This is a genomic window from Pseudomonas sp. 8(2025), from assembly GCF_052665325.1.
Window position 1 is genome coordinate 133,102 of sequence record NZ_JBQOIE010000014.1, and the last position, 12,461, is coordinate 145,562.

The following is a 12,461-nucleotide window of genomic DNA, read 5'->3' on the forward strand; positions in this document are numbered from 1 at the left end:
GCTCGGTTTCAACCCTCCCTTGGTGGAGGGTTTTTTTTGCCTGTCGAAAAGGCCGCTGTGTTCTGGCGAGCCCTTACTTGCGGGCCTTGAGGATGACGAACTTGGGGGTTGCCGCCACTTGCTCGACGCCGCGGAACAGCCGCGCCAGCTTGCTGTGGTAGCCCAGGTGGCGGTTGCCGACGATGTACAGTGCGCCCCCTACCACCAGGGCCTCCCGGGCCTGCTGGAACATGCGCCAGGCGAGGAAGTCGCCCACCACCTGCTGCTGGTGGAACGGCGGGTTGCACAGCACCACCTCCAGGGATTGCGCTGCCTGGCCGGCCAGGCCGTCGCCGGCTCGCATTTGGGCTTCGCGCTCGCCCAGCACGGCCTGCCAGTTCTCCCGGGCCGATTGCACCGCCATGAAGGATTCGTCCACCAGGGTGTAATGGGCCTGGGGGTTGTCCAGGGCGCTGGCAATGGCCAGTACGCCGTTGCCGCAGCCCAGGTCCGCGACCCGGGCGCTGCCGAGGTTCTGCGGCAGGTGCGGGAGGAAGGCGCGGGTGCCGATGTCCAGGCCTTCGCGGCAGAACACGTTGGCGTGGTTGAGCAGCTCGATGGCCGGCTGTTCCAGGCGATAGCGGGTCGGGTAGGGCGACACGACGGGCTGCTTGTCTTGCGGCGTGGCAATCAGCAGCCGAGCCTTTTTCACCGCCAGCGAGGCCTGGACCGGGCCGATGTAGCGCTCCAGCAAATCACCGGCGGCGCGGGGCAGGTGCTTGACCATCGCCGCCGCCACCACCTGGGCGCCGGGGGCCAGTTGCCCTTGCAGGCGGATCAGTTGCTCTTCCAGCAGGGCCAGGGTCTTGGGGACGCGGATCAGCACCCGGTCGAAGGGGCCGGCCAGGGGCTCGCTGGCCGGCACCACGCGCACGGCGTCGAAGGGCAGGCCGTTGCGCACCAGGTTCTTTTCCAGGGCCAGGGCGCCCAGGTAGGAGTCGCCACTGCTGCTGATCTGGACCTTGCCCAGCAGGCTCGCGGCCAGGGCGCCGAAGCTGTCGTTGAGCACCAGCACCCGGGTGTCGCTGGCCGGTTGTTGTTCGGCCAGGTGATTGAGCAGGTATTCGTCCGCCGCGTCGAAGGCTTGCAGTGGCTCGTTCTGCTGTTCGGGCTGGCGGATCAGGTCGAGCTGGGCGAAGGGGCTTGCAAGCAGGGGCATGGGGCGGACTCTAGGTAATCGGTGAATGTCCCGGCGGTGGGGGCTGTCGAGCGCACGGGAACCCTCGGACAGCGGCAGTGCGGGCTGTTCGAAGCGGGGCTAAATGGTACGTTTTTTTGTCGCTGATTGCCCGCGCTCTATGCCACTACAAACCGCCGGTGTTTCTGCGCGGCGCTTTGCGGGACACTAGCGCATCGGTTTTGTGGAGCCTGTCATGACTGCCAGTGAAGAAAAGTACACCCGCCAGACCCTGCTCGAGGTCCAGCCCTTGACCTCCAGCCTGTTCACCCTGCGCACCACCCGGGATGCGGGTTTTCGCTTTCGTGCCGGGCAGTTCGCTCGCCTCGGGGTGACCAAGGCCGACGGCAGTACGGTGTGGCGCGCCTATTCCATGGTGTCATCGCCGTTCGATGAGTTTCTCGAGTTCTTTTCCATCGTGGTGCCCGGTGGCGAGTTCACCAGCGAGCTGAGCCGCCTGGAAGTGGGGGACAGCCTGCTGGTGGATCGTCAGGCCTTTGGCTACCTGACCCTGGACCGTTTCGTCGATGGTCGCGACCTCTGGTTGCTATCCACCGGCACCGGGATTGCGCCGTTCCTGTCGATCCTCCAGGACTTCGAGGTGTGGGAAAAATTCGAACGCATCATCTTGGTCTACAGCGTGCGCGAGGCCAAGGAGCTGGCCTATCAGCGCCTGCTGGCCGAGTTGCCCCAGCGCGAATACCTGGCGGAATTTGCCCACAAGCTGCAATTCATCAGCACCGTGACCCGCGAGCAGCATCCGGGCAGCCTCAACGGGCGCATCACCCAGTTGATCGAGAACGGTGAGCTGGAGCGTGCCGCCGGCGTGGAGCTGAGCCCCGAGCACTCCCGGGTGATGCTATGCGGCAACCCGCAGATGATCGATGACACCCGCGCCCTGCTCAAGCAGCGGGGCATGAGCCTGAGCCTGACCCGGCGACCGGGGCAGGTGGCGGTGGAAAACTACTGGTAATGAAAACGGCGCCATCAGGGCGCCGTTGTCGTATTGCGGGATCAGCCTCAGGGCTTGTTGTTCTGAGCCTTGAGCAGATCGCGGATCTCCCCCAGCAGCTCTTCTTCCTTGGTCGGCACCGGCGGCAGCGTCGGGGCCACGGCCTCTTCGCGCTTGAGACGGTTGATCACCTTGACCCCCATGAAGATGGCGAAGGCAATGATCACGAAGTCGATGATGCTCTGGATGAACTTGCCGTACGCCAAGACCACTGCCGGCGTATCGCCCGCAGCCGCCTTGAGCGTGACCGCCAGATCCCCGAAGTTCACCCCACCGATCAGCAGGCCGATTGGCGGCATGACCACGTCGCCAACAAAGGACGAGACGATCTTGCCGAACGCGGCGCCGATGATGATACCGACGGCCATATCGACCACATTACCTTTGACCGCGAAGGCCTTGAATTCACTTAGCACGCCCATAGGTTATTCCTTGCTACAGATGAGGTTGGTTACGGCAGTGTAATTCAGCAAAAAGCATTTTGCCGAAACAACTTTTTACAGCTCGCGGGGTTATCGACCGATAAAGAGGCAAATAGTTTATTCAAAGTGCCATCAAATCGCGCGCGATATACCCCGCGCCCCACGATATAACCAGTACATTCTGTCAATCGAGCGGTTACGGCCTTTCTATTTATCTTTCAAATATTTAGTCACTAGCCTCTAGCAGGCGCATCGAGATGCGCCTTATATAACTAGAGGAATACAACATGACCGCTTCTCTTGGCCTTGGGAGTCTTTCCCAGCGACGCGTACTGGGCGTGCTTGCCGCCAGTATGCTTTCCCTTTCCGTACAGGCCGCCACGCTGACCCGCGACAACGGTGCGGCAGTGGGCGACAACCAGAATTCGCAGACTGCGGGCGCCACCGGCCCGGTGCTGTTGCAAGACGTGCAGTTGATTCAGAAACTCCAGCGGTTCGACCGCGAGCGCATTCCAGAGCGTGTGGTGCATGCCCGTGGCACGGGTGCCCACGGTACTTTCACGGTAACCGACAACCTCACGGACCTGACCCGTGCCAAGGTGTTTGCCGCCGGCGAAGTGACCCCGGTATTCGTGCGTTTCTCGGCGGTGGTGCATGGCAACCACTCCCCGGAAACCTTGCGCGATCCACGGGGCTTCGCCACCAAGTTCTATACCGCGGACGGTAACTGGGACCTGGTGGGCAACAACTTCCCGACCTTCTTCATTCGTGATGCCATCAAGTTCCCGGACATGGTGCATGCGTTCAAACCCGACCCGCGCACCAATCTCGACGATGACTCGCGGCGTTTCGACTTCTTCTCCCATGTTCCAGAAGCCACCCGTACTCTGACCGAGCTGTATTCCAACTCCGGCACTCCGGCCAGTTACCGGGAAATGGACGGTAATGGTGTGCATGCCTACAAGTTGATCAACGCCAAGGGCGAAGTGCACTACGTGAAGTTCCACTGGAAGAGCCTGCAGGGTCTGAAGAATCTCGACCCGAAACAAGTGGTGGAGGTACAGGGCCGCGATTACAGCCATATGACTAATGACTTGGTAACCCACATTAATAAAGGGGACTTTCCCAAGTGGGACTTGTATGTCCAGGTATTGAAACCCGAAGACCTGGCCAAGTTTGATTTCGACCCGCTGGACGCTACCAAGATCTGGCCCGGTGTGCCCGAGCGCAAAGTCGGGCAGATGGTGTTGAACCGCAATCCGGCCAACGTCTTCCAGGAAACCGAGCAAGTGGCCATGGCACCGGCCAATCTGGTGCCAGGCATCGAACCGTCGGAAGACCGCCTGCTGCAAGGCCGGGTGTTCTCCTATGCCGATACCCAGATGTACCGCATCGGCGCCAATGCCCTGCAACTGCCGATCAACGCGCCGAAGAACCCGGTGAACAACGGCAACCAGGACGGTGCGATGAACCTGGGCCACAGCAGCACGGGGGTCAACTACCAGCCAAGCCGCCTGATGCCACGCGAGGAGCCGCAGACCGCGCGCTACAGCCAGATGGCGCTGGCGGGCAGCACCCAGCAGGCGAAGATCCAGCGCGAGCAGAACTTCAAGCAGGCCGGTGACCTGTACCGCTCCTTCAGCAAGAAGGAACGCCAGGACCTGATCGACAGCTTCGGCGGCTCCCTGGCCACCACCGATGATGAGAGCAAGCACATCATGCTGTCGTTCCTTTACAAGGCCGACCCTGAATACGGCACTGGGGTGACCAAGGTGGCCAAGGGCGACCTGGCCCGAGTCAAGGCCCTGGCGGCGAAGTTGAGCGACTGATCGAGCGAGCCTTACCCGTCACGCCCGTCCGGGCGTGACGTCTTTTTCCGACAGAGGAGTCGCGCCATGCGTCTTTTTATAGCGCTGCTGTCAGTGGCCTGGTCGTTTGCCGCCTACGCGCAGCCTACGGCCGAAGCAGCGGCCGCCGCCGACCCGGTGGCGGTCAAGGTCCAACTGGAAAACTACTATTTCGATGCCGCCCGCCGTGGCGATGTGGAAATGCTCGACACCTTTATCGCGGCCGGCTATTCCCTCGATACCCAGGATGAAAAGGGCTACACCGCGCTGATCCTCGCGGCCTATCACGGCCAGGGCCCGGCGGTGGAGCGCCTGCTGGCCGCTGGGGCCAACGCCTGCGCCCAGGACAAGCGTGGCAACACGGCCTTGATGGGGGCGATCTTCAAGGGCGAGGTGCAGATCGCCCGGCGCCTGCTGGCCGCCGATTGCAGCCCTGACCAGCGCAATGGCGCCGGGCAGACCGCCGCCATGTACGCCGGGTTGTTCAAGCGGGTCGAATTGCTCGACGCCCTGGCCGCCAAGGGCGCCGACCTGAATGCCGAGGATCCCCTGGGCAATAGCGCCACGCGCCTGGCCAGCGGGCAGATACGTACCGCCGCACCGCGCTGATCCGCGCCAGCTGAGCTATCATCGCGGTTTTTGCCGGGGGTTCAGATGGCCAAGGCCAAGCGCATGTACGGCTGCACCGAGTGCGGCTCCACCTTTCCCAAATGGGCCGGGCAGTGCGGTGAGTGCGGGGCCTGGAACACCCTGACCGAGACCATGATCGAAAGCGGCGGCGCGGCGGCACCTGCCGGGCGCACCGGCTGGGCCGGGCAGCAGGCGCAGATCAAGACCCTGGCGGAAGTCAGCGTCGAGGAAATTCCGCGTTTCTCCACCGCTTCCGGTGAACTCGATCGGGTGCTGGGCGGCGGCCTGGTGGACGGTTCGGTGGTGCTGATCGGTGGTGATCCGGGGATCGGCAAGTCGACCATCCTGCTGCAGACCCTGTGCAGTATCGCCACGCGCATGCCGGCGCTGTATGTCACCGGTGAGGAATCCCAGCAGCAGGTGGCGATGCGCGCCCGGCGCCTGGGCCTGCCCCAGGACCAACTGCGGGTGATGACCGAGACCTGCATCGAAACCATCATCGCCACGGCCCGGGTAGAAAAACCCAAGGTCATGGTGATCGACTCGATCCAGACGATTTTCACCGAACAACTGCAGTCGGCTCCGGGCGGCGTGTCCCAGGTGCGCGAGAGCGCGGCCTTGCTGGTGCGCTACGCCAAGCAGAGCGGCACGGCGATCTTCCTCGTCGGCCACGTGACCAAGGAAGGCGCCCTGGCCGGGCCGCGGGTGCTGGAGCACATGGTGGACACCGTGCTGTATTTCGAAGGCGAATCCGACGGGCGCCTGCGCTTGCTGCGGGCGGTGAAGAACCGCTTCGGTGCGGTGAATGAGCTGGGTGTATTCGGCATGACTGACCGCGGATTGAAGGAGGTCTCCAATCCTTCGGCGATTTTCCTGACTCGTGCCCAGGAAGAGGTTCCGGGCAGCGTGGTGATGGCCACCTGGGAAGGCACCCGGCCGATGCTAGTGGAGGTCCAGGCGCTGGTGGATGACAGCCACCTGGCCAACCCGCGCCGGGTGACCCTGGGCCTGGACCAGAACCGCCTGGCCATGCTGCTGGCGGTGCTGCATCGCCATGGCGGCATCCCCACCCACGACCAGGATGTGTTCCTCAACGTGGTGGGCGGGGTCAAGGTGCTGGAAACCGCCTCCGACCTGGCGTTGATGGCCGCCGTGATGTCGAGCCTGCGCAACCGTCCGTTGCCCCATGACCTGCTGGTGTTTGGCGAAGTCGGCCTGTCGGGTGAGGTGCGCCCGGTGCCCAGCGGTCAGGAGCGCTTGAAGGAAGCGGCCAAGCACGGCTTCAAGCGAGCTATCGTGCCCAAGGGCAACGCGCCGAAAGAGGCGCCGCCGGGCTTGAAGATCATTGCCGTGACCCGCCTGGAGCAGGCGCTGGATGCACTTTTCGAGTAAGCATGCTGGTCTTTTTTGAAAGGAAGCAGGTGATATGGCCATGAGCGGATTCAGGGGGCGGGTGTTGGGTTGGGGGTTGCTGGGCTATTGCGGCCTGGCCCTGGCACAGCCGGCCGAGGTGCCGGAAGGCTATCGGATTGCCCAGCAGGTGCTGGTGGGCGACGGTTCGGTGCTGGAGGTGCTGGAGGATGTGCGCATCACCCCCCAGTTGCATGCCGATAGCTGGGGCAATGGCCTGGACGCCGACAGCTTTGCCGAGCCGGAGGGGGATCAGCCGAGCGCGCCGTTGGGAGCCCAGGCGCGCCTGGTGTCCGATAGCGGCGAGGTACTGGCGCAGAAGTCCCTGGGCTACCCGATGGCCACCGTGGAAAAGGCACCGCTGAACGGCCTGCCGTCCCCGGCGTTTTTCCTGACAATCGACCAGACCGCTCCCATGGGCAGCTACAGCGGCCCGGCCACCCAAGTGCTGATGCCGGAACAGAATCAGTTGGACCCGGTGCTGTGCCAGGGGGAGGGCGCGGAGAAGCAGCCGCTGGTGTTTGCCCAGACCGGCAAGGCGGCCTGGCAGATCGTACCGTCCGTTGGTGGCGGCACGGAAAGCATCCAGCAGGTGTCGTCCGCTTCATCGATGGAGAACGAAGAGTTCGTTACCACCTATCGCACCTTCCGTTATGCCGACGGCCAGTGGACTGTCGCCACGCGCCAGCAGGCGGGTTACTGGGACACGGAAAGCGAGTTTCCCGAGCCCGCGCTGTTTCCCTGAAAGGCCATCAGATATCGATCAAGGCCCCGAGCTCGCGCTCAAGCTCCTCGGGGTCTCCCAGGTTCAATTCGATCAGGCGCCTGAGGTGCTCGACGGACTCCAGGCCGATGTGCAGGCAGACGAAGCCCAGTTGGCCCTTATTGTCATGGGCCAGTTGTACGTCCATGCGCACATCGGCGTCGGAGCTCAGGTGAATGTCGGCCTCGAAGGGGCGCGCCGGGTCGCCCAGCCACGGGTCGGGGCGCTCGATCAGCAGGCCCTTCAGTGAAAGATCCAGCAGCCGTACCGGCCAGCGGTGGGTGCCTTGGCTGAGTTCGGTCCGGGCATCGAAGGCGATGCGTTTGAAGCGTCGGCGGTCGTCGTGTTGCTCGGTCATGGGCTGGCCCTCTGCATGGTGCCCTGAACTATAGACCCCGGTTCGCGCCTGTCGCTACAACCAGCGCCGGACCTTGCGGCAGTAGTCACGGTAGGGCTGGCCAAAGAGCTCCAGCAGTTGTCTCTCGTCCGGGCGGATTACCGTGCGGTTCATCAGGTACAGCAGCCCCGGCAGCAACAGCCAGGGCCACAGGTTGCCCAGCAGCAGGGCAATGGCGCAGTAGCCCAGGGTGTCGCCCAGGTTGATCGGGTTGCGCGAGATGGCGAAGGGGCCATCGCGGAGCAACTGGTCGGGCTGGTCGAAGTTGCTGGAGGTGGTGCGCTGTTGCCGGAAACGCCACATGGCCCAGAACGACAAGCCCTGCCCGAAGACGATCAGGATCACTGCCAGGCTGCGCACGCCGTTATTGACCGGCAGCGGCAAGGGCAGCCAGCCGCTGAGAAACAGCGCCAGGGTCAGGCACAGTAAATACAGGAGTGGCGGTGGCAATGGCGGTTGTTCGGGTGGCGTTGACATGGAGGTTCCTGCACCAAGGCTCAAGCGTGCGACTGTCGGCAAGTGCCCAGGGTTCCGGTTTTTTCCTGGCGGGCGCCGCTCAGGCAGATCGGGAGCAAGAAAAACCGCCCTCATAAGTTAAAAGAAGGCTCTAGACCAACGTGGGGGGTGGTCTTTAAGAGCAGTAGCGCTACACTCGAAACGCGGTTTTTCTATCCTCCTGGCTGGAATAAAAAAATGAAAAATAATAATAGCCTGTTGCGCCATGTTCCTTGGCTGCTGCTGGCAATCGTAGGAGCTTGCGCCCTTGGCGTAGTTGCATTGCGTCGCGGCGAGGCGATCAACGCCTTGTGGATTGTGGTCGCCGCCGTGGCCATCTATCTGGTGGCGTACCGGTATTACAGTCTGTTCATTGCCAACAACGTGATGCAGCTGGACCCGGGACGGGCCACGCCCGCCGTGGTCAACAATGATGGTCTGGACTACGTCCCGACCAACAAGCACATCCTCTTCGGTCACCACTTCGCGGCCATTGCCGGCGCAGGTCCCCTGGTGGGCCCGGTGCTGGCGGCGCAGATGGGCTACCTGCCCGGCACCCTGTGGCTGATTGCCGGGGTGGTCCTGGCCGGTGCGGTGCAGGACTTCATGGTGCTGTTCCTGTCCACCCGGCGTAACGGCCGTTCCCTGGGCGACATGGTCCGTGAGGAAATGGGCCGTATCCCGGGGACCATCGCGCTGTTCGGCTGCTTCCTGATCATGATCATCATCCTCGCGGTGCTGGCGCTGATCGTGGTCAAGGCCCTGGCCGAGAGCCCGTGGGGCATCTTCACGGTGATGGCGACCATCCCGATCGCGGTGTTCATGGGCGTGTACATGCGCTACATCCGCCCGGGCCGCATTGGTGAGATCTCGTTGATCGGCGTGCTGCTGTTGCTCGGCTCCATCTGGCTGGGTGGCCAGGTGGCGGCGGATCCGGTGTGGGGCAAGATGTTCACCTTCACCGGCGTGCAGATCACCTGGATGCTGATCGGCTACGGTTTTGTCGCGGCAGTACTGCCGGTGTGGCTGATCCTGGCACCGCGGGACTACCTGTCGACCTTCCTCAAGATCGGCACCATCATCGCTCTGGCGATCGGCATCCTGATCACCATGCCCGAGCTGAAGATGCCGGCCCTGACCCAGTTCACCGACGGCACCGGCCCGGTGTGGAAAGGCGGCCTGTTCCCCTTCCTGTTCATCACCATTGCCTGCGGTGCGGTCTCCGGCTTCCATGCGCTGATCTCCTCGGGCACCACGCCCAAGCTGCTGGATAACGAAGCCAACGCCCGCTACATCGGCTACGGCGGCATGCTCATGGAGTCCTTCGTGGCGATCATGGCCATGGTCGCGGCCTCGGTGATCGAGCCGGGCGTGTACTTCGCCATGAACAGTCCGGCGGCCATCGTCGGCGGCGACGTGGTGGCGGTAGCCCAGACTGTCAGCAGCTGGGGTTTTGCGATCAGCCCGGACCAACTGCAGGCGGTGGCCAAGGACATCGGTGAAAACACCATCCTGGCCCGTGCCGGCGGCGCGCCGACCCTGGCAGTGGGGATCGCGCAGATCCTCCACCATGTATTGCCGGGTGAGAACACCATGGCCTTCTGGTACCACTTCGCGATCCTGTTCGAAGCCCTGTTCATCCTCACTGCGGTGGACGCCGGTACCCGTGCCGGGCGCTTCATGCTCCAGGACCTGCTGGGTTCCTTCGTTCCGGCGCTGAAACGCACCGAGTCGTGGACCGCCAACCTGATTGCCACCGCAGGCTGCGTGGCGCTCTGGGGCTACCTGCTGTACCAGGGCGTGATCGATCCTCTGGGCGGCATCAACACCCTGTGGCCGCTGTTCGGCATCTCCAACCAGATGCTGGCCGGTATCGCCCTGATGCTGGGTACCGTGGTGCTGATCAAGATGAAGCGCCAGCGCTACATCTGGGTCACCCTGCTGCCGGCTGTGTGGCTGCTGATCTGCACCACCACCGCAGGCTTCATCAAGCTGTTCGACGCCAACCCGGCGATCGGCTTCCTGTCGCTGGCGAAGAAATACAGCGATGCAATGGCCAACGGCCAGATCATCGCTCCGGCCAAGGACATCACGCAGATGCAGCACGTGATCTTCAACGCCTACACCAACGCGACCCTGACAGCCCTGTTCCTGCTGGTGGTGTTCAGCATCCTGTTCTACGCGCTCAAGGTCGGCATCGCCGCCTGGGGCAGCAAGGAGCGTACGGATAAAGAATCGCCCTATCAGGCCGTGCCGGACGCGTAACTCGAGGATTGCAACGATGTTCAATGACCTGAGTCGCCTCGGTAAATACCTCGGTCAGGCCGCGCGCCTGATGGTCGGCATGCCCGACTACGACAACTACGTCGAGCATATGCAAACCAAGCACCCGGACAAGCCGGTGATGTCGTACGAGGCGTTCTTCCGGGAACGCCAGGAGGCGCGATACGGCGGCAAGGGCGGTCCGAAGTGCTGTTGAAACACAGCGTTTGAGCCACACCCCTGTAGGAGCCGGTTTGCCGGCGATAGCGGTTCTTCGGACGCCATCGCCGACAAGCCGGCTTCTACGTTTTTATGCGTGGGAGATCCTGTTTTGCACAACCCTATTCCCGTGACCGTGCTCAGCGGTTTTCTCGGCGCCGGCAAGACCACTTTGTTGCGCCACCTGCTCAAGGCCGAGCACGGCCTGAAAATCGCCGTGATCGAGAACGAATTCAGCGATGCCGGCATCGACACCCAGTTGCTGGGCGAGCAGCCGGTACAGGTCATGACCCTGTCCAACGGCTGCGTCTGCTGCACCATCCACACCGACCTGACCAAGGCCCTGTACCTGTTGCTGGAGCGTCTGGACAGCGGCGAGATCGCCTTTGACCGGCTGGTGATCGAGTGCACCGGGCTGGCCGATCCGGCGCCGGTGGCACAGACCTTCTTCATCGATGAGGAACTGCGCGAACGCTATATCCTCGACGGCATCATCACCCTGGTGGACGCCAAGCACGCCGAGTTCCACCTGACCCAGACCATTGCCCAGGCGCAGATCGGTTTTGCCGACCGGCTGCTGGTGAGCAAGCGTGACCTGGTGGACGAGGCGACTTTCGAAGCCCTCGGCCAGCGCCTGACCCGGATCAACCGCCGGGCACCGATCCGCCTGGTGGAGCACGGCCAGATCGACCTGGCCGAACTGCTGGATGTGCGGGGATTCAATCTCAATGCCGACCTGGGGGGCGGCCTCAGCCTGCGGCCAGTGAGCAAGGCGCCGTCAGTGGACCGGATTTCCAGCCTGGTGCTGCGCACCGAGCAAGCCCTGGACCTGGATCGCCTGAGCGAATTCATGAATGAGCTGCTGGAAGACCACGGCAAGCAACTGCTGCGCTACAAAGGTGTGCTGAGCGTTATCGACGAGCCCCGGCGCATGGTGTTCCAGGGCGTGCTCAAGCTCTATGGCTTCGATTGGGACAGCGAATGGGCCGAAGGCGAAGTGCGCGAGAGCGTGATGGTGTTCATTGCCGACGATCTGCCGGAAGAGAAGATCCGGCAGGGGTTCGAGCGGATGCTCGCGGGCTGATGGCGGCTACAGGCCGCCCAGCAGGCGCTGCTCCAGGTGCGCCAGGTGCTGGTTCATCAGGGTTTCGGCCTTTTCGGCATCGGCCTCCTGTAGTGCATCGATGATCTTCGAGTGTTCCTGCCAGGAGCAGTAGTTGCGGGCCTGACCCTCGAACTGGGCGATGGCCAGTGAGGTCAGGGGCACCAGGCTGCCGAGGAACTGTGCCAGGGGCCCGTTGCCGGCGATTTCCGCCAGTTGCAGGTGGAACTCCCCGGACAGGCGGATAGCCGGCCCGCGCTGGTCGCGGGCAATGGCCTCGCGCTCCTGGGCGATCAACTCGCGCAAGGGTTGCAACTGGCGCCGGGGCTGCTGGCAGGCCAGGCGCACCAGGGTGATTTCCGTCAGGCGCCGGGCATGCAGGATCTGCCGGGTCTGTTCCAGGTCCGGCGCCGCCACCTGGGGCCGGTAATTGGGCCGCAGGATCACCACTTGCTGATGGGAAAGCCGCGCCAGGACCTGGCGCACTATGCTGCGGCTGACGCCGAAGGCCTGCCCCAGGCTGTCTTCGGTGAAGCGGCTGCCGGGAGCGATGCGCTGTTCGAGAATGGCGTCGAAGATCTGCGGGTAGACATCATCCACCAGCAGCTTCCTTTCGCCCCGAGGGCGCCTTGGCAGGCTGGCCACCCGGGTGAAGGGATTGTTTTTCAGGGCGTAGCTGACCATGG

The 12,461-nt window shown here is 63.3% G+C and carries 13 protein-coding genes; 8 read left to right on the forward strand and 5 right to left on the reverse strand.

Annotated elements, in window-relative coordinates:
- Positions 1 to 73: 73 nt before the first annotated feature.
- Entirely contained in the window at positions 74 to 1,198 is a 1,125-nt protein-coding gene (locus tag ACUXVH_RS24425; protein WP_019095096.1) for a methyltransferase, read from the reverse strand.
- Positions 1,199 to 1,412: 214 nt separating this feature from the next.
- Here ACUXVH_RS24425 and ACUXVH_RS24430 point away from each other — a divergent pair, with 214 nt between their 5' ends.
- On the forward strand, positions 1,413 to 2,189 hold the full coding sequence (locus ACUXVH_RS24430; RefSeq protein WP_019095097.1) for a ferredoxin--NADP reductase: 777 nt from the start codon (positions 1,413 to 1,415) through the stop codon (positions 2,187 to 2,189).
- Between the two features lie 47 nt (positions 2,190 to 2,236).
- Here ACUXVH_RS24430 and mscL read toward each other — a convergent pair whose 3' ends face one another.
- A complete protein-coding gene (mscL, locus tag ACUXVH_RS24435; protein ID WP_011063583.1) occupies positions 2,237 to 2,650 on the reverse strand; it encodes a large-conductance mechanosensitive channel protein MscL in 414 nt (137 codons plus the stop codon).
- Between the two features lie 287 nt (positions 2,651 to 2,937).
- On the opposite strand from mscL, the gene katB reads away from it, so the two are divergent.
- The 4 genes from katB (at position 2,938) to ACUXVH_RS24455 (ending at position 7,282) form a co-directional block, all read left to right on the forward strand.
- A complete protein-coding gene (gene katB / locus ACUXVH_RS24440) occupies positions 2,938 to 4,479 on the forward strand; it encodes a catalase KatB (RefSeq protein ID WP_053160119.1) in 1,542 nt (513 codons plus the stop codon).
- A 66-nt stretch (positions 4,480 to 4,545) separates the two neighbouring features.
- On the forward strand, positions 4,546 to 5,106 hold the full coding sequence (locus ACUXVH_RS24445; protein ID WP_015637109.1) for an ankyrin repeat domain-containing protein: 561 nt from the start codon (positions 4,546 to 4,548) through the stop codon (positions 5,104 to 5,106).
- A gap of 45 nt (positions 5,107 to 5,151) precedes the next feature.
- A complete protein-coding gene (radA, locus tag ACUXVH_RS24450; RefSeq protein ID WP_065363649.1) occupies positions 5,152 to 6,519 on the forward strand; it encodes a DNA repair protein RadA in 1,368 nt (455 codons plus the stop codon).
- Positions 6,520 to 6,553: 34 nt separating this feature from the next.
- Complete coding sequence (locus tag ACUXVH_RS24455) at positions 6,554 to 7,282, forward strand: hypothetical protein (protein WP_019095099.1); 729 nt, start codon at positions 6,554 to 6,556, stop codon at positions 7,280 to 7,282.
- Between the two features lie 7 nt (positions 7,283 to 7,289).
- On the opposite strand, the gene ACUXVH_RS24460 is transcribed toward ACUXVH_RS24455, so the two are convergent.
- A complete protein-coding gene (locus tag ACUXVH_RS24460) occupies positions 7,290 to 7,658 on the reverse strand; it encodes a PilZ domain-containing protein (RefSeq protein WP_445496127.1) in 369 nt (122 codons plus the stop codon).
- A gap of 54 nt (positions 7,659 to 7,712) precedes the next feature.
- Positions 7,713 to 8,174 carry a methyltransferase family protein gene (locus tag ACUXVH_RS24465; RefSeq protein WP_015637107.1) on the reverse strand — a complete coding sequence of 154 codons (462 nt, stop codon included), beginning with the start codon at positions 8,172 to 8,174 and terminating at the stop codon, positions 7,713 to 7,715.
- Between the two features lie 216 nt (positions 8,175 to 8,390).
- Here ACUXVH_RS24465 and ACUXVH_RS24470 point away from each other — a divergent pair, with 216 nt between their 5' ends.
- The 3 genes from ACUXVH_RS24470 to yjiA all read left to right on the forward strand — a co-directional run bounded on the left by ACUXVH_RS24470 (position 8,391) and on the right by yjiA (position 11,757).
- The gene (locus ACUXVH_RS24470; protein ID WP_011063576.1) at positions 8,391 to 10,457 is read left to right on the forward strand and encodes a carbon starvation CstA family protein; all 2,067 of its coding nucleotides are present in this window, start codon (positions 8,391 to 8,393) and stop codon (positions 10,455 to 10,457) included.
- 16 nt (positions 10,458 to 10,473) lie between these two features.
- A complete protein-coding gene (locus tag ACUXVH_RS24475; protein WP_007937254.1) occupies positions 10,474 to 10,671 on the forward strand; it encodes a YbdD/YjiX family protein in 198 nt (65 codons plus the stop codon).
- 114 nt (positions 10,672 to 10,785) lie between these two features.
- Positions 10,786 to 11,757 carry a GTPase gene (gene yjiA, locus ACUXVH_RS24480; protein ID WP_019095101.1) on the forward strand — a complete coding sequence of 324 codons (972 nt, stop codon included), beginning with the start codon at positions 10,786 to 10,788 and terminating at the stop codon, positions 11,755 to 11,757.
- 6 nt (positions 11,758 to 11,763) lie between these two features.
- Here yjiA and ACUXVH_RS24485 read toward each other — a convergent pair whose 3' ends face one another.
- Positions 11,764 to 12,459 carry a GntR family transcriptional regulator gene (locus ACUXVH_RS24485; RefSeq protein ID WP_011063574.1) on the reverse strand — a complete coding sequence of 232 codons (696 nt, stop codon included), beginning with the start codon at positions 12,457 to 12,459 and terminating at the stop codon, positions 11,764 to 11,766.
- Positions 12,460 to 12,461 lie beyond the last annotated feature (2 nt).

Bases quoted from the DNA above. Each gene is read 5' to 3' on its own strand.
- mscL (WP_011063583.1), bottom strand. From the start codon at position 2,650: ATGGGCGTGCTAAGTGAATTCAAGGCCTTCGCGGTCAAAGGTAATGTG.
- katB (WP_053160119.1), top strand. From the start codon at position 2,938: ATGACCGCTTCTCTTGGCCTTGGGAGTCTTTCCCAGCGACGCGTACTG.
- radA (WP_065363649.1), top strand. From the start codon at position 5,152: ATGGCCAAGGCCAAGCGCATGTACGGCTGCACCGAGTGCGGCTCCACC.
- ACUXVH_RS24425 (WP_019095096.1), bottom strand. From the start codon at position 1,198: ATGCCCCTGCTTGCAAGCCCCTTCGCCCAGCTCGACCTGATCCGCCAG.
- ACUXVH_RS24455 (WP_019095099.1), top strand. From the start codon at position 6,554: ATGGCCATGAGCGGATTCAGGGGGCGGGTGTTGGGTTGGGGGTTGCTG.
- ACUXVH_RS24465 (WP_015637107.1), bottom strand. From the start codon at position 8,174: ATGTCAACGCCACCCGAACAACCGCCATTGCCACCGCCACTCCTGTAT.
- ACUXVH_RS24475 (WP_007937254.1), top strand. From the start codon at position 10,474: ATGTTCAATGACCTGAGTCGCCTCGGTAAATACCTCGGTCAGGCCGCG.
- ACUXVH_RS24460 (WP_445496127.1), bottom strand. From the start codon at position 7,658: ATGACCGAGCAACACGACGACCGCCGACGCTTCAAACGCATCGCCTTC.
- ACUXVH_RS24430 (WP_019095097.1), top strand. From the start codon at position 1,413: ATGACTGCCAGTGAAGAAAAGTACACCCGCCAGACCCTGCTCGAGGTC.
- ACUXVH_RS24445 (WP_015637109.1), top strand. From the start codon at position 4,546: ATGCGTCTTTTTATAGCGCTGCTGTCAGTGGCCTGGTCGTTTGCCGCC.
- ACUXVH_RS24485 (WP_011063574.1), bottom strand. From the start codon at position 12,459: ATGGTCAGCTACGCCCTGAAAAACAATCCCTTCACCCGGGTGGCCAGC.
- ACUXVH_RS24470 (WP_011063576.1), top strand. From the start codon at position 8,391: ATGAAAAATAATAATAGCCTGTTGCGCCATGTTCCTTGGCTGCTGCTG.